Origin of the sequence: Nocardia sp. NPDC050435, from assembly GCF_040655395.1 — a bacterium.
GTDB lineage: Bacteria > Actinomycetota > Actinomycetes > Mycobacteriales > Mycobacteriaceae > Nocardia.
Genome location: NZ_JBFAJW010000006.1, coordinates 217,305 through 233,362, shown reverse-complemented (window position 1 = coordinate 233,362; position 16,058 = coordinate 217,305). Strand labels below are relative to the sequence as shown.

14 protein-coding genes are annotated in these 16,058 nt (G+C 69.2%); 11 read left to right on the top strand and 3 right to left on the bottom strand.

The genetic code is table 11. From position 1 onward, the window contains the following. Positions 1-6 precede the first annotated feature (6 nt). Both ruvB and AB0I43_RS20395 read left to right on the top strand, forming a co-directional pair. Positions 7-1,101, top strand: coding sequence for a Holliday junction branch migration DNA helicase RuvB (gene ruvB / locus AB0I43_RS20400; protein WP_356975696.1), 1,095 nt, complete (start codon positions 7-9; stop codon positions 1,099-1,101). A gap of 152 nt (positions 1,102-1,253) precedes the next feature. After that, positions 1,254-1,769 carry a GtrA family protein gene (locus AB0I43_RS20395; RefSeq protein WP_356975698.1) on the top strand — a complete coding sequence of 172 codons (516 nt, stop codon included), beginning with the start codon at positions 1,254-1,256 and terminating at the stop codon, positions 1,767-1,769. Positions 1,770-1,779: 10 nt separating this feature from the next. Here AB0I43_RS20395 and AB0I43_RS20390 read toward each other — a convergent pair whose 3' ends face one another. From AB0I43_RS20390 to AB0I43_RS20380, 3 genes are all read right to left on the bottom strand, one after another. Further along, positions 1,780-2,820 (bottom strand): NAD(P)-dependent alcohol dehydrogenase, encoded by a 1,041-nt coding sequence (locus AB0I43_RS20390; RefSeq protein WP_357432592.1) that lies wholly within the window; start codon positions 2,818-2,820, stop codon positions 1,780-1,782. A gap of 151 nt (positions 2,821-2,971) precedes the next feature. After that, positions 2,972-3,535, bottom strand: coding sequence for a DivIVA domain-containing protein (locus tag AB0I43_RS20385; protein ID WP_357432591.1), 564 nt, complete (start codon positions 3,533-3,535; stop codon positions 2,972-2,974). 67 nt (positions 3,536-3,602) lie between these two features. Then, the gene (locus AB0I43_RS20380; protein ID WP_356975700.1) at positions 3,603-4,250 is read right to left on the bottom strand and encodes a TetR/AcrR family transcriptional regulator; all 648 of its coding nucleotides are present in this window, start codon (positions 4,248-4,250) and stop codon (positions 3,603-3,605) included. 78 nt (positions 4,251-4,328) lie between these two features. On the opposite strand from AB0I43_RS20380, the gene AB0I43_RS20375 reads away from it, so the two are divergent. From AB0I43_RS20375 to AB0I43_RS20335, 9 genes are all read left to right on the top strand, one after another. After that, positions 4,329-5,834: an NAD(P)/FAD-dependent oxidoreductase gene (locus tag AB0I43_RS20375; RefSeq protein ID WP_356975702.1), complete on the top strand. Its 1,506-nt coding sequence runs from the start codon at positions 4,329-4,331 to the stop codon at positions 5,832-5,834. Positions 5,835-5,981: 147 nt separating this feature from the next. After that, positions 5,982-6,344, top strand: a complete 363-nt coding sequence (yajC, locus tag AB0I43_RS20370; RefSeq protein ID WP_356975703.1) for a preprotein translocase subunit YajC — start codon at positions 5,982-5,984, stop codon at positions 6,342-6,344. 150 nt (positions 6,345-6,494) lie between these two features. Further along, the gene (gene secD, locus AB0I43_RS20365) at positions 6,495-8,231 is read left to right on the top strand and encodes a protein translocase subunit SecD (protein ID WP_356975705.1); all 1,737 of its coding nucleotides are present in this window, start codon (positions 6,495-6,497) and stop codon (positions 8,229-8,231) included. After that, on the top strand, positions 8,228-9,448 hold the full coding sequence (gene secF, locus AB0I43_RS20360) for a protein translocase subunit SecF (protein ID WP_356975707.1): 1,221 nt from the start codon (positions 8,228-8,230) through the stop codon (positions 9,446-9,448). The genes secD and secF overlap by 4 nt, the downstream gene beginning before the upstream one ends. Before the next feature lie 22 nt (positions 9,449-9,470). Further along, positions 9,471-11,177 carry an ABC transporter substrate-binding protein gene (locus AB0I43_RS20355; protein WP_357432508.1) on the top strand — a complete coding sequence of 569 codons (1,707 nt, stop codon included), beginning with the start codon at positions 9,471-9,473 and terminating at the stop codon, positions 11,175-11,177. Between the two features lie 138 nt (positions 11,178-11,315). Continuing rightward, entirely contained in the window at positions 11,316-11,852 is a 537-nt protein-coding gene (locus tag AB0I43_RS20350) for an adenine phosphoribosyltransferase (protein ID WP_357432590.1), read from the top strand. 177 nt (positions 11,853-12,029) lie between these two features. Beyond that, entirely contained in the window at positions 12,030-13,619 is a 1,590-nt protein-coding gene (locus tag AB0I43_RS20345; RefSeq protein WP_357432507.1) for an ATP-binding cassette domain-containing protein, read from the top strand. A 106-nt stretch (positions 13,620-13,725) separates the two neighbouring features. Further along, entirely contained in the window at positions 13,726-14,655 is a 930-nt protein-coding gene (locus AB0I43_RS20340) for a hypothetical protein (RefSeq protein ID WP_357432506.1), read from the top strand. 9 nt (positions 14,656-14,664) lie between these two features. After that, the gene (locus tag AB0I43_RS20335) at positions 14,665-15,915 is read left to right on the top strand and encodes an adenylosuccinate synthetase (protein WP_357432505.1); all 1,251 of its coding nucleotides are present in this window, start codon (positions 14,665-14,667) and stop codon (positions 15,913-15,915) included. Positions 15,916-16,058 lie beyond the last annotated feature (143 nt).

The window sequence follows — 16,058 nt, the reverse complement described above, 5'->3', positions numbered from 1 at the left end:
GCCGCCATGGAGTACGACGACACCGAACCCGACGCGGAATCCCAGGTCACCGCCAGCTATCTGAAGTCCGACGGCGATATCGAGGCCAGCCTGCGCCCGAAATCGCTGGACGATTTCATCGGGCAGCCGCGCGTGCGCGAACAGCTCGCCCTCGTGCTGCGCGGCGCGAAACAGCGTGGCGGCACACCGGATCATGTGCTGCTGTCCGGCCCGCCCGGGCTCGGCAAGACCTCGATGGCGATGATCATCGCCGGCGAGCTCGGCACCGCGCTGCGCATCACCTCCGGCCCCGCCCTGGAACGCGCCGGTGATCTCGCGGCCATGCTGAGCAACCTGGTCGAGGGCGACGTGCTGTTCATCGACGAGATCCATCGCATTGCCCGGCCCGCCGAGGAGATGCTGTATCTGGCCATGGAGGATTTCCGCGTCGACGTGGTGGTCGGCAAAGGTCCGGGCGCCACCTCGATCCCGCTCGACATCGCGCCGTTCACCCTGGTGGGCGCGACGACGCGCTCCGGCGCGCTCACCGGCCCGCTGCGCGACCGCTTCGGTTTCACCGGGCACATGGATTTCTACGAACCCGGCGAGCTGCTGCGAATCCTGTTGCGTTCGGCCCAGATCCTCGGTGTCGAGATCGAGGGCGACGCCGCCGCCGAGATCGCGGGCCGTTCCCGCGGCACGCCGCGCATCGCGAACCGATTGCTGCGCCGTGTCCGCGATTACGCCGAGGTGCGCGCCGACGGCCGCATCACCCGGCCGATCGCGCATGCCGCGCTCGAGGTCTACGACGTGGACGCGCTGGGTTTGGACCGCCTGGACCGCGCGGTACTGGGCGCGCTGGTGCGTGGGTTCAACGGCGGCCCGGTCGGCGTCTCGACGCTGGCGGTCGCGGTCGGGGAGGAGGCCGCCACCGTCGAAGAGGTGTGCGAGCCGTTCCTGGTACGCGCCGGAATGGTCGCCCGCACGCCGCGCGGTCGCGTGGCCACGGCCGCGGCCTGGGAACACCTCGGGCTGATTCCCCCGGCCGACTTGGCCTTCGGATCCATCGAGGTGCGCCCCCGCGAACCACAGACGATCGCGCCGACCGGTCCGGAGGCCTGACACCGCTGCTCGCGGCGGCCGGTCGGGGCGCACTCGCGGCGATCGTCATCGGGCGGTGACCGATGTGGTGACGCAACACGATTCGGCGTGGGCCTTGTTACAGCTAACTTCCGGACGGGCGCGCCGCCGATCTCCCCGCTACAGTCGGTCGCATGACCGTGGTGCAGTCTGTTGTCGATCGTTTGCCGGAGCCCTATCGCTCCAAGGCGATTCAGCACCGTGAGCTGATGAAATTCGCGGTGGTCGGCGCGGTCACCTGGTTCATCGACACCGGCGTGGTGTACGCGACCAAGCTGACCGTGCTGGGGGAGAAGCCGCTGACCGCGCGCCTGCTCGGCGTGCTGATCGCGATCATCGCCTCCTACATCCTCAACCGCGAGTGGTCCTTCCGCACCCGCGGCGGCCGCCAGCGCCACCACGAAGCCGCCCTGTTCTTCGCGGTCAGCGCGCTGGGCATCGCGGTCACCGTGCTGCCGCAGGCGGTCTCGCTGTACGTGCTGAACCTGCGGGTGCCGCACGTCGGCCCGTTCACCCAGGCGGTGGCGAACTTCGTCAGCGGTCAGATCCTGGGTGTGCTGCTGGCCATGGGCTTCCGGTTCTGGGCGTTCCGCCGCTTCGTCTTCCCGGACGACCTGCGCGAAGCCGAACTCCAGAGCATCCAGGGCTGAGCCGCGCGGCCTACTGCTGCGGCAGGATGACGGCCCGCCCACGCACCTTTCCGTCGTGCAGTCGCTCGTACGCCCGGGGCGCCTCGTCCAGGGCGTAGGTCTCGGTGTGCACCGAGATCGCGCCGCCGCGAGCCAGGTCGAACACCTCGATCAGCTCGGCCCGGGACCCCCAGTACGGTGCGGTGACCGACACCTCGTACGGCGTCGCGCCGAAGCCGACGGGCAGCGTGCCGCCGCCGATGCCGACGATGGTGACATCGCCCTCGACGGCGACGCAGGCGCTCGCGATGGCGACGGTCGGCGGCGCGCCCACGAAGTCGAATACCGCCTCGGCCATCCGCCCGGCGGTCAGCTCGCGCACGGCCGCCGCCGCTTTGTCGTTCGATTCCAGCGCCTCGTGCGCGCCGACCTCCTTTGCCAGCGCGAGCTTTTCCGCGCTCACGTCGAGGGCGACGACGCGGGCGGGGCTGAGGTGGCGCAGCAGCTGGATCGCGACATGCCCCAGGCCGCCCGCGCCGATCACGACCGCCGTGGACCCCGGGACGAGTTTCGGCAGCGACTGCTTGATCGCGTGATAGGGGGTCAGGCCCGCGTCGGTCAGCGGCACCGCCTGCACCGGGTCCAGGTCGTCGACGGGCACCAGGTGCCGGGCGTCGTCGACGATCATGTACTCGGCGATGGCGCCCGGCGCGCCGAGCCCGGGCGGAAAGATGCCCAGCTCCTGCGCCCGCAGGCAGTAGTTCTCCTTGCCGACCGCGCACTTCGCGCACACCCCGCACCCCCACGGCCCGTACACCGCGACCGTGTCGCCGACGGCGACGCTGTCCACCCCGGCGCCCAGTTCGGCCACCGTGCCCACGCCTTCGTGGCCGAGCGTCAACGGCAGCGGGAAGGTCAACTGGTCGGCGGGCATGCCCATCACGACGAAATCGGAGTGGCACACCCCGGCGGCGTCGACCCGCAGCAGGATCTGCCCGGGGCCGGGCGCCGGGCGCGGGATCTGCACGACCTCCGGCATCGCGCCGATCTTCGTGTACTGCACGGCCTTCATCGTCTCGGTCATCGCGGAAATCCTCTCTGATCAGCAGTTCGGACATGCGCTCGTACCGGGCGGGCGGGCCGCCGGCTCCCCGAGCACAGCCTACCGACCGGACGGTCTGAAAAATGTCACAACCGTGCGGCTGATCTGCCGATCGAGAGGGTCAGTGGTGCGCTTTCTCCAGCGCGGTGATCACCAGGTCCAGGAAGGCGTCCACTTCGTCGCGCGCGTACCCGCGGGTGCCCAAGCGGGCCTCGGTGAAGTGCACCCCGCGCACGTCGGCGGTCGTGAGACTGCCCGGGCCGCCGTGCGCGAGCGTGGCCGCGACCAGATCCATGAACGCGTCCACCTCCTCCTCGTGATAGCCGCGCCGCCCGACCGGAGCCTGGGTGAATCGCATCCGGTGCACGTCGTCGGGAGTGAGCAGGGCCGCGGGCCCGGAGCCGTTGGTGGCCGCGGGCACCGGCCGGCTACCGCGCTGCCGGATCTCCAGCTCGATCCGCACCCGATCCAGGAACTCGTCGACCTGATCCGCCTGGTAGCCGCGCCCGCCGAAGCGCGGGGCGTCGAAATGCACGTGCCGCACATCGTCGGCGGTGAGCACGCCCGTCCCGGCCAGGGTGGCGGCGACCAGCTCGAGGAACGCGTCGACCTCGTCGGCGTGATAGCCGCGATGCCCGACCGGCGGCATGGCGAAATGGATGCGGCTCACGTCCTCGGGCGTCATCACTCGAAATATTGTGTCAGGGTCCGACACGCCGTGCTGAGGCTTTGCTGAACGCGTGCAACCGGTCTCAGTCCCGGCGCACGCCGTCGACCAGCAGCCGGCGGATCGCCTCGGTCAGTCCGGCGATGGCGGTTTCGTCGGGATCGCGCAGCCCGTGCACGATGCCGGCGAGCAGCATGCCGGTCACGGCCTTGGCCGTGTTGACGGTGTCGAGATCGGCGCGCAGATAACCGAGTTCGACGCCGTGCTCGAGATATCCGGTGGTCAGCGCGTCGGCGGTGTCGAGCAGACCGTAGAGGCGGGCGGTCAATTCGTCGTCGATGCCGGTGGCGTGGAACAGCAGCAGCTGCGCGATGCGGCGATCCTCGATGAGGATCCGGGTCAGCGAGGTGCCGATGCGGTCCAGCTGGGCGCGGTACTCGTCCAGGGTGCTGGCCGCGTCGGGCGCGTTCTCGGTGCCGAGCAATTCCACGATCCGGCCGGCCAGATCGTCGATCACATGGTCGATGATGTCGCGCTTGTTGCTGAAGTAGCGGTAGAAGGTGCCGTGGCCGATGCCCAGCTGACCGGCGATGTCGGCGATGCCGGTGGCGTGGTAGCCCTTTTCGGCGAAGCAGACGAAGGCGGTGTCGATGATGCCTTGGCGCAGTTCGGCTTTGCGGCGCTCGACGGCGCTGCCGGCCGCGCGCGGGGCTCGGGTCGATGGCTTCGTCACGGTGCCGATGATACAGTCGTCACAAACGGAATGATGTGTCATTCCGTGATACATGATTCACACTCTTGGAGGTTCGACGTGGCGCCTCAGTTCGATGCCATCGTGGTCGGTGCGGGATTCGGCGGAATGGGTGCGGGCATCGAGCTCGACCGGCTCGGCCTGAGCAATTACGTGATCCTGGAGCGCGAAGCCGATCTCGGCGGCACCTGGCATGTCAACCACTACCCGGGTCTGGCCGTCGACATCGCCTCGGTCACCTACTCCTACTCCTTCGAGCCCAACCCGTACTGGTCGCGGCTGTTCGCGCCGGGCCGCGAACTCAAGCGCTACGCCGAGCACGTCGCCGAGAAGTACGGCCTGCGCCGCCGGATGCGCTTCGCCACCGTCGTCGACGGTGCCCGCTGGGACGAGGAGAACCAGCACTGGGTCGTCACGATCGCGGGCGGCGAGACCCTGACCGGCCGCTACCTGGCCACGGCGACGGGCTTCCTGTCCCAGCCCTACACCCCGCCGTTCCCCGGCATCGAGACCTTCCAGGGCAAGATCCTGCACACCACGGCCTGGGAGGACGACTTCGATCTGACCGGCCGCAAGGCCGCGGTGATCGGTACCGGCGCCACCGCGGTGCAGCTGGTCCCCGAGGCCGCGAAGAAGGTCCAGGAGCTGACGGTCTTCCAGCGCACCCCGATCTGGGTGGTCCCGAAGGTCGACACCCCGATCCCGGCTCCGGTGCAGCAGCTCTTCGCGAAGGTCCCGGCCACCCAGAAGGCCGCGCGCATGGTCAACACCAGCCTGCTCGAGGCGCTGATGGTGGTCGGCGTGCTGCACTACAAGCAGGCCAAGGTGTTCAACCGGGGCGCGGCGGTGCTGGCCAAGGCGCACCTGTTCGCCCAGGTCCGCGACAAGGAGACCCGCCGGCAGCTCACCCCGAAGTACGACTTTGGCTGCAAGCGCCCCACCTTCTCCAACCACTACTTCAAGGTCTTCAACCAGCCGCACGTGCGCCTGGAGACCAACTCGATCGAGCGCATCGAACCCGACGGCATCGTCACCGCCGACGGCCGCAAGACCGAGATCGACACCCTGATCCTGGCCACCGGCTTCAACCTGTGGGACGTGAACTTCCCGGCCATCGAGATCATCGGCCGCGACGGCGTGAACCTCGGAAAGTGGTGGCGGGACAACCGCTTCCAGGCCTACGAGGGCATCACCGTCCCGAAGTTCCCGAACTTCCTGAGCCTGAACAGCCCGTACTCCTACAGCGGCCTGTCCTACTTCACCACCATCGAGGGCCAGATGAAGCACATCGGCCGGCTCTTCGGCGAGATGAAGCGGCGCGGCGCGCAGACCTTCGAGGTGACCGCGGCGGCCAACGACCGCTTCCTGGACCAGGTCACCGACAAGCTGGGTTCCTCGGTGTTCTACGGCGGCGATTGCGCCACCGCGCGCAGCTACTACTTCAACCAGCACGGCGAGGCGGCGCTGCTGCGGCCGAACAGCACCGTCAGCACGCACAAGCAGGCGGTGAGCTTCCCGCTCGACGACTACGCGTTCGACGCCGCGGGTGTAAAAGCCCCGGCCTGAGGTACGCCCGGATCGGGCCCCGCCGTTGTGCCACGGCGGGGCCCGTCGCCGTCTAGAGGCGTGCCGGTGTGGCGGTTGCTACAGGAACTGGCAGACTAGGGACGTATCTGTCCATTCATCCACAAGACTTAGGGACTGACTTCGACGATGGAACTTCTGTTTCCGCTCCTGCTGCTGGGCATGCTCGCCTTCCTCTTCCTGGGTAACCGCCGGCAGCGTAAGGCCGTCGCCGATATGCAGGCCAGCCTGAAGGTCGGCACCGCGGTCGTCACCACGTCGGGTCTGTACGGCACCATCGTCGAGGTCGACGACGACACCGTCGATCTGGAAATCGCCGAGGACGTCGTCACCACGTGGTCCCGCGCGGCGATCGGCCGGGTGCTTCCCGAGGAGACGGAAACCGCCGACGAGCCGGCCGAAACCGTCGAGCCCGCCACCGAGCCGGTCACCGAGACCACCGTCGTCGAAGAGTCGCCCGCGCAGACCGAAACCCGGCTGACCAAGGACTGATTCCGCGCCGCCGCCCGGGAATCCCGCCGCGGCTGTGTCCGTACGGCGATGCTCGCGGTAGCCTCCGTGGTTTGCGGGGGCTTCTCGCCTTCCCGAGGCACGCGTCTGCCTCTAGTTTCACATTCGACTTCCGCCTAGGAGATACCTGCTGTGCCACCTTCTCAGGGATCGGCGCAACATCCGCTCCGGCTGCTCGGCGTCTACGCCGCGTTGCTGGCCGTGATCTATGCGCTGGTGTTCTTCACCGGGGACAAAGCCCCGACGCCCAAGCTCGGCATCGACCTGCAGGGTGGTACCCGGGTCACGCTGACCGCACGCACCCCCGACGGCAGCAAGCCGAGCCAGGACAGCCTGAAGAAGGCCCAGGAGATCATCGAGAACCGCGTCAACGGTCTCGGTGTCGGCGGTTCCGAGGTCGTCATCGACGGTGACAACATCGTCATCACCGTCCCCGGCGACGACGGGCAGCAGGCCCGGGCGCTGGCCACCACGGCCAAGCTCTACATCCGCCCGGTGCTGGCCGCCGTGCCGGTCGGCCCCGACGGCAAGGTGGCCTCGCAGGGCGCGGCCCAGCAGCCGCAGCCCACTCCGGCGCCCGCTCCCGCGCCGGTCCCCGATCCCGCCGCGCCGCCGGCCGAGCCCGCGCCCGCCGAGGCGCCGCCGGTCGAGCCCGCGCCGCAGCAGCGCGTCTTCCCGGCGCAGGCGCCCACCGAGCCCGCCGATCCGGGCGATCTGACCCCGCAGGAGATCGCGCAGAAGGAGATCGCCGAAGCCAAGGCGACCCGGCAGAGCAGCGATCCGGCGGTGCAGCAGGCGGCCGTGCTGGCCATGGACTGCTCCAAGCCCGACCCGCTGGCCGGCAACGACGACCCGACCCTGCCGCTGATCACCTGCGCGGTTCCCGGCTCGGCCAATCCCGAGATCTACCTGCTGGCCCCCAGCAAGATCGACGGCCAGGAGATCAAGGACGCCACCGCCGGGCTGAACAGCCAGCAGGCGCGCCACGAGGTCAACCTGGAATTCAAGTCCGGCGGCAGCGACGCCTGGGCGGCGATCACCGGTGACGCCATCAAGCAGCAGTCCCCGCAGAACCGCGTCGCCTTCGTGCTCGACTCGCGCGTGGTCTCCGCTCCGGTCGTGCAGCAGGGCCCGCAGCTGGGCGGTCGCACCACCATCTCCGGCAACTTCAACGCGGCCAGCTCCAAGGAACTGGCCAACACCCTGAAGTACGGTTCGCTGCCGCTGTCGTTCCAGACCTCCGAGGCCGAAACCGTCTCCGCGACCCTGGGGCTGTCCTCGCTGCGGGCGGGTCTGCTGGCCGGTGCGATCGGCCTCGCGGTGGTGCTGCTGTACTGCCTGGCCTACTACCGCATGCTCGGCTTCCTGACGGCGATCTCGCTGGTCGCCTCGGGCCTCGCCGTGTACGGCATCATGGTGCTGCTCGGCCGCTGGATCGGGTTCACCCTGGACCTGGCCGGCATCGCCGGTCTGATCATCGGTATCGGCATGACAGCCGACTCGTTCGTGGTGTTCTTCGAGCGCATCAAGGACGAGATGCGCGAGGGCCGCAGCTTCCGTTCGGCGGTGCCGCGCGGCTGGCAGCGCGCCCGGCGCACCATCCTTTCCGGTAACGCGGTCAGCCTGATCGCCTCCGCGGTGCTCTACATCCTGGCGGTCGGCCAGGTGAAGGGCTTCGCGTTCACCCTGGGTCTCACCACCGTGCTCGACGTCATCGTGGTGTTCCTGGTGACCGCGCCGCTGGTCATGCTGGCCTCGCGGAGTCAGTTCTGGTCCAGGCCCGGCGTCAACGGCCTGGGCGCTGTCCAGGAGGTGGCGCGCGAACGCCGGGCCGCCGGCGCCGTCACCGAAGGTGTGAGGACTCGATGAGCAACCAGACCAGCCCGCAGTTGCGCAAGCGCGACGCCGAGGACAGCGTGGACTACGACGACAACTACGACGCGAAGGCCCGGCACGGGTTCTTCAGTCGCCTCTACACCGGCACCGGCGCCATCGACGTGATCGGCCGGCGCCGCATGTGGTACGCCATCACCGCTGTGATCCTGCTGATCTCGCTGGGCAGCATCCTGGTGCGTGGCTTCAACTTCGGCATCGATTTCGAGGGCGGCACCCGGATCCAGTTCCCGGGTTCGGTCAGCCAGAGCGCCGTCGAGGACACCTATCGCGCGGCGATCGGCACCGATCCGGAATCGGTGCAGAAGGTCGGCGCCGGCGCGACCAGCAATATGCTGATCCGCTCCGAGGCCCTGGATCAGGGGCAGGTCGAGAAGCTGCAGGCCGCGCTGTACCAGGAGTTCCAGCCGAAGGATTCCAGCGGCAAGCCCAGCCTGAACGCGATCAGCGTCTCGGATGTGAGCGAGACCTGGGGCGATCAGATCACGAAGAAGGCGCTGATCGCGCTCGCGGTCTTCCTGGCCATCGTCGCGGTCTACATCACCATCCGGTTCGAGCGGGACATGGCGGTCGCGGCGCTGGCCGCGATGGTCTTCGACGTGCTCGTCACCGCGGGCATCTACTCGCTGGTCGGCCTGGAGGTCTCCCCGGCGACCGTGATCGGCATTCTCACCATTCTCGGCTTCTCGCTCTACGACTCGGTGATCGTGTTCGACAAGGTCGAGGAGAACACCCGCGGCGTGCTGCACGTGAACCGCCGCACCTACGGCGAACAGGCCAACCTGGCCGTCAACCAGACGCTGATGCGATCGATCAACACCGCGCTGATCGGCATCCTGCCGATCGTCGGCCTGCTGGTGATCGCGGTCTGGCTGCTCGGCGTCGGCACGCTCAAGGACCTGGCGCTGGTGCAGCTGGTGGGTCTGCTGGTCGGCACCTACTCCTCGATCTTCTTCGCCACGCCGCTGCTGGTGTCGATCAAGGAGCGCTTCGGCCCGGTCGCCGCGCATACCAGGAAGGTGCTGGCCAAGCGATCCGGCGTGGCGAGCGCGCGGGCCCTGGCGGCCGCCGAGCAGCGGGCCGTGGCCGCCACCGGTCGCGCGCCCTCCGAGCAGGAGATCCGCCGCGCCGCCGGGCAGACCCCGCCGCCGGGCGCGCGCCCGAGCGGGAAACGGCACAAGCGAAGGAACTAGTACCCCAGGGGGTTTCGTTCAGATGCAGCGATCACGCGTCATGGTGCGGTTGATCGGAGTGGTCGCGGCGGGTGCCTCGGTCGCCGGGCTGGCGGCCGGGTGCTCGAGCCAGAGCCAGGTGCCGTCCATCGGGTACGCCGTCGACGCGGCGATCGCGAGCTACAACGGCGGCAGCACCCTGGGCGCGAGCGGCGGCGCGACCGCCGTCTTCGGCCGGGTGCTGACCGGGTTCTACTACACCGGGCCGGACGGGCAGCAGGTCGCCGACACCGATGTCGGCACCGCCAAGGAGGTGCCGGGCGAGGCCCAGACCGTCCAGTACCGGCTCAACCCGGACGGTGTGTACTCCGACGGCGTGCCGACCTCCTGCGACGACCTGTACCTGACCTGGGCGGCGCGCAGCGGCCGCTTCACCAAGCCCGGCGGCGGGTCGCTGTTCGACGCCGCGAGCACCGCCGGGTACGCCGACATCGAGCGGGTGGAATGCCAGCCCGGGTCCAAGGACGCGACCGTGGTGTTCCGGCCGGATCGGCACTACCAGTACTGGCGCAATCTGTTCACGGCCGGCGAGCTGATGCCGGCGCACGTGGCGGCGAGCGCGGCGAACGTGCCGAACGTGGTGTCGCCCTTGCAGACCGGTGACGCCGCCGGAGCCGGGCGACTGGCCGATTTCTGGAACACCGGGTGGACTCTGACCGAGAGCGCGGATCTGACCCGGTTCCCGTCCTCGGGGCCGTACCGCATCGATTCGTTCAGCCCCACCGACGGCGTGGTGCTGGTCGCCAACGAGCGCTGGTGGGGCAACAAGCCCGAGACCGGGCGCATCGTGGTGTACGGCAAGTCGGCGGATCTGGGCAAGAAGATCGGCGACGGGTCGGTCAGCGTCGTCGACATCGGCGGCGAGTCGGTGAAAGACCTGGACCTGGGCGGTTTCTCGACGCGCACGGTGCCGGGGCGCGGCGCCGAGCAGCTGGTGCTGGCGACCGGGGGAGTGCTGGGTTCGGCCGACGCGCGTCGCGGTTTCGCGCAGTGCGTGCCGCGTCAGGAGCTCTACAACCAGCTCGGCAAGGCCAAGGACCTGCCCAAGACCGCGCTCGGCGCCGGTCCGCTGAACGGCCATATCGTGCAACAGGATTCGCTGTTCTACCCCGCGGTCACCGGGGCCGCCGAGAAGTACCTGAATCCCGACATCTCCCGGGCGACGGCCACGCTGGCGTCCGCCAAGGCCGCCGGGCAAACTCTCCGCATCGGTTATCTGGGCCCGGACGAGCGCCGTGCCCGCACCGTGGCGATGATCGCCGAGTCCTGCAAGGGTGCGGGCATCACCGTCGTCGACGCGGGCGCGGCCGACTTCGATCCGAGTCAGCTGGCGGCGGGCAAGGTCGATGCCGTGCTGGGCGGCGCCGGCGGCGTGCCGGGGCCCTCCGGGTCGCTGTCCGGGGTGGCCGCCACCAGCGCGTTGCGCACCGGAAACGGCCTCAATTTCGGTCGATTCGGCAATGGCCGCTACGATTCGATTACCGATCAGCTTGCCGCCGACGATAATTCGACGGCCCAGCTGAATCTGCTCACCGAGGGCGAGAACCTGCTGTGGGCGGAGATGCCGAGCATTCCGTTGTTCGCCACTCCCCGCACCATCGCGTTCGCCGAAGGGTTGCAGAACGGTGTGGCCGGCCCCACCCAGGCGGGGTCCGGCTGGAACATGGACCGCTGGGTGTTGAAGCGGTGACGGCCGGCGGCGTGAGCTCAGGGCACGGAGGCGGCAGCCTGCGTAACCATGGAGGGCCCGCGAATGCCGCCAAATGAAGACAGTGACCATGGAGAGGGCTCGATGAGCAAGCACGCGGCGATCGAATCCGAGGAGCTAGTGGCCGAGCGGACCGCGCTGGCGGGCGCGGCGGTGCAGCGCCTCACCCGGTGGCGGGACGATTTCCCCACGCCCGGAGTGCGTTTCGCGGATCTGACCCCGGTGTTCGCCGACGCCGAGGGCTTCCGGACGGTCATCGACTGCCTGGCCGCCTGCGCGCCCGACGCCGATCTGGTGGCGGGCGTCGACGCGCGCGGGTTCCTGCTCGGCGCGGGCGTCGCGGCCACGCTGGGCACCGGCGTGCTCGCCGTGCGCAAGGCCGGCAAGCTGCCCCCGCCGGTGCTGAACCGCGAATACGACCTGGAGTACGGCACGGCGGCGCTGGAGATCCCGGCCGACGGGCTCGAGCTCGCGGGCAAGCGCGTGCTGCTGCTGGACGACGTGCTCGCCACCGGCGGCACCCTGGCCGCGGCCGCCGATCTGTTCCGCCAGGCCGGTGCCGAGATCGTCTCCGCGGCCGTGGTACTGGAGCTGGAATTCCTGAAAGGCCGTGAGCGCCAAGGGGATTACCCGGTCACCGCCATCGTCAAGGTCTGACCGACGGGATCGCGCCGGCGTGATGTGAATTACACTGGCGCGAATCACCGAAGTGTGGTTAACCTAGTCGGGTCTTAATCCCGTTGATCGGAGTCATGCCGTTGAAGTTCTGAGGTAGCGCTTTCGGGCGGCCCGCAGTATGCGCGCCGCGATACCGTCGCAACCTCAGGAGGACGCATGTCTTTTCTGTCTATTTCCGATCTCACTTTCACCTGGCCTGACGGCACCCCGGTCTTCGAGGGGCTCGCGGCGGTTCTCGGTCCCGGTCATCTCGGCCTCGTCGGCAGCAACGGCGCGGGAAAATCCACGCTGCTGCGGCTGATCGCCGGTGAGCTCACCGCTCAGCGCGGTTCGGTCACCGTCTCGGGGGAGCTGGGGTATCTGCGCCAAGATCTCGGCCTGGCCGAGGGGCAGCGGGTCGACGCCGTGCTCGGCATCGCCGAGATCCGGAAAGCCCTGCACCGCATCGAATCCGGGGCCGCCGAGGAGTCCGACTTCGAGACCGTCGGCGCGGCCTGGGATGTCGAGGAGCGCGCGGTGGCGCTGCTCGGCCGGCTCGGCCTGCACTACCTCGCCGATTCGGCGGCGCAGCTGGACCGCACCCTGGACACCCTGTCCGGCGGCGAGACGGTGCTGCTGGGGCTGGTGGCGCAGCTGCTGGCCGAGCCGAGCGTGCTGCTGCTCGACGAGCCCACCAACAATCTGGATCACGTTGCGCGGGAACGGCTCTACGAGGTGATCGGCCAATTCTCCGGCACCGTGCTCACGGTCAGCCACGACCGTGAGCTGCTGGAGCGGATGGACACCATCGCCGAGCTCCGGCAGGGCGAATTGCGGCTGTTCGGCGGCAATTTCAGTGAGTACGAGCGGATCGTCGCGGCCGAGCAGGAAGCGGCGCGGCACGCGATCCGCGACGCGAAGAGCGATGTGCGCAAACAGGCGCGCGAACTCGTGGAGGCCCGCATCAAACTGGACCGGCGGCTGCGCTACGGCCAGAAGATGTGGGATCAGAAGCGGGAGCCGAAGATCATCATGAACGAGCGCAAACGGCAGGCCCAGGTCTCGGCCGGCAAGCTGCGCAACAATCATCTCGAGAAAGTGGAGGACGCGAAACAGCAGCTGGATCAGGCCGAGGCGATGCTGCGCGCCGACAAGGAGGTCCGGATCGAGCTCCCGGACACCCGCCTCTACCCGGGGCAGGATGTGCTCGAGCTGGAGGACGTGCGGCTGGCGTGCGGTCCGACGGTCACTCTGTCGGTGCACGGGCCGGAACGCATCGCGCTGACCGGTCGCAACGGTGTCGGCAAAACCACTCTGCTGCAACACATCGCGGCTACCGGGCCGAAGGTGCCGTGGCGCATGCTGCCGCAGCGCCTGGACATCTTCGACGAGGACCTGACGGTGTTCGAGAACGTGGCGCGGGCGGCGCCGCATGTGCTGCCGCAGCAGATCCGGGCGCAACTGGCCCGCTTCCTGTTCCGCGGGACCGATGCCGACGTCCTGGCCGGCGCCCTGTCCGGCGGCGAACGCCTGCGCGCGGCGCTGGCCATGCTCCTGCTGGCCGACCCCGCGCCCAAGCTGCTGCTGCTCGACGAGCCGACCAACAATCTGGACCTGCCCAGCCTGCAACACCTCACCCAGGCCCTGTCCAGTTTCGAGGGAGCGCTGATCGTGGTCAGCCACGACCCGCGCTTCCTCGACGACATCGGCGTCACCCGCCGGGTGGATCTCACCCCCGACGGACTCGTCGAAACGCTGGTCCGATGACCCGATGAGCGCCCCCGGCCCGCTGTGGCCGGGGGCGTTCGCGTTCTTGACGCGATTTGTTTTGGTGGCTTAGACTAAAACAGATCGAACGGGAGGACTGATCACCATGGGTTACGGACACTGGGACGACACGGCCTACAGCGCGGCCAAGACCTATCGCGCCAGCCGGGGGCTGGACGACTTCGGCTACACCGCCGAGATGCGCGGCAAGCCCTACGACACCTGGCAGGCGCACCCCGCGCTGGACCCGCTGGGCGTCGGGGTGCGGGAATGCCGGGATTCGGCCGAGCACGGCAACTCGCTGCCCATCGCGGTTCTCTTCGACGTCACCGGCTCCATGGGGCAGGTGCCGATCATCATGCAGCGCAAGCTGGGCAAACTGCACGGGCTGTTGCAGCGCAAGGGCTACGCCGACGATCCGCAGATCCTGTTCGGAGCGGTCGGCGACGCCGACTGCGACCGGGTCCCGTTGCAGGTCGGGCAGTTCGAGTCGGACAACCGGATGGACGAGCAGCTGCGCAATATCCTGCTCGAAGGCGGCGGGGGCGGCCAGAAATCCGAAAGCTACGAACTGGCCGCCTATTTCATGGCGACCCATACCGCCACCGACGCCTGGGACAAGCGCCGCAAACGCGGCTACCTGTTCCTGATCGGCGACGAGCTGAACAAGCGCAAGCTCGCCTCGCGGCACATCCGCGCCGTCATCGGCGACCACGTGCGCAAGGACATCTCGGTCGAATCGATCTACCGGCAGCTCGCCGAGCGCTGGCACGTCTACTACATCCTGCCGAACCAGTCGAGCTACTACAACGACCCCGAGATCGCCGAGCACTGGCGGGAGCTGCTCGGCCAGAACTTCCTGAAGCTGGACGATCCCGCGGCGGTGTGCGAGCTGATCGCGCTGACCGTCGGCCTGGAGGAAGACCGGGTCGACCTCGACACCGGTTTGGCCGACCTGGCCGATCTCGGCTCGGCCGCGGAGGTGGCCGCGGTCGGCAAGGCCATCACGCGCGCCCTGCCGCCCGGTAAGCGCTGAGGGGGAGGGGTGAGCGAGCACATCGTGGTGGTGGATCTCGGATTCGGGGACGCCGGTAAAGGGGCCACCGTCGACTGGCTGTGCTCGCCCGACGCGGGGCTGGGCGTCTCGGCGGTGGTGCGGTTCAACGGCGGCGCGCAGGCCGCGCACAACGTCGTCGCGGACGGAAAGCACCACACCTTCGCGCAATTCGGCTCGGGCACCTTCTCGGGCGTGCCCACCCTGCTGTCGCGGCACATGCTGGTCGAGCCGATCGCGCTGGCCGGTGAGGCGCGGCAGCTCGCGGCGCTCGGCGTCCCGGATCCGCTGGCGCTGCTGCGGATCGACGGCCGGGCGCTGCTCACCACGCCGATCCACATCGCCGCGAACCGTGCGCGCGAGGACGCGAGGGGTTCCTCGCGGCACGGTTCCTGCGGGCGCGGCATCGGCGAAACCGCCGCCTACGCACTGGAACACGACGCGCCGACCGTCGGCGACTGCCTGCGCCCGCGGGTCCTGCGGCAGAAGCTCGATCTCCTGGCCGCGCACTACGGCCCGCTGATCGCGCCCAGCTCCCACCGCTACGAGCCGATCGCCGACCTCATTGCGATGTACGGTGAGTTCGCGGCCGCCGTGCGGATCGTGGACGACAGGGAACTCGGGCACCTGGCCCGGCGCGGCCGGCTGATCTTCGAAGGGGCACAGGGGATCCTGCTGGACGAGTGGCGCGGTTTTCATCCGCACACCACGTGGTCCACGGTGGAACCGCGCAACGCCCGCGCGCTGCTCGCGGGGATCGGTGCCCGCGCCTACGTCCTCGGAGTGACCCGCACCTACCAGACCCGCCACGGCGCGGGCCCGCTCCCGACCGAGGACCCGGCGCTCGATATCCCCGAGCCGCACAACACCTTCGGCCCCTACCAAGGCGGCTTCCGCCGCGGCCCCCTCGACCTCCCGCTCCTGCGCTACGCCCTCGCGGCCGCCGCGGGCGTCGACGGCCTCGCCGTAACGCACCTCGACGCGCGAACCGACTCGGTCGCAATCGGTTACGACACCCCGTCCGGATTCCGCACCGACCTCCCCCTCGGAACCTGGCGCGACCTCGACCACCAGCGCTCCCTGACCAGCCTGCTGACCACCGCCCGCCCCCACCTCACCGCTTGGCCGACCGAGCCGACCGACTACCTCGCCAGTGCACTCCAAGTGCCAGTGGTCCTCGCGTCCAACGGCCCTGACCGCGCCGACCGCACCCCGTTGTCGCGCTTGCGATCTGCCGCTTGACGACCCGTCACCTCGGGTTTGACGGGGCAGCTGCCCGCACCGACCCTGCTGCCTGCTGCCTGCTGCCTGCTGCCTGCTGCCTGCCGCCTGCCGCCTGCTGGCCGTCGCTCGTCGCGAATCAGCCGACCGAGCCGAGCGACTAC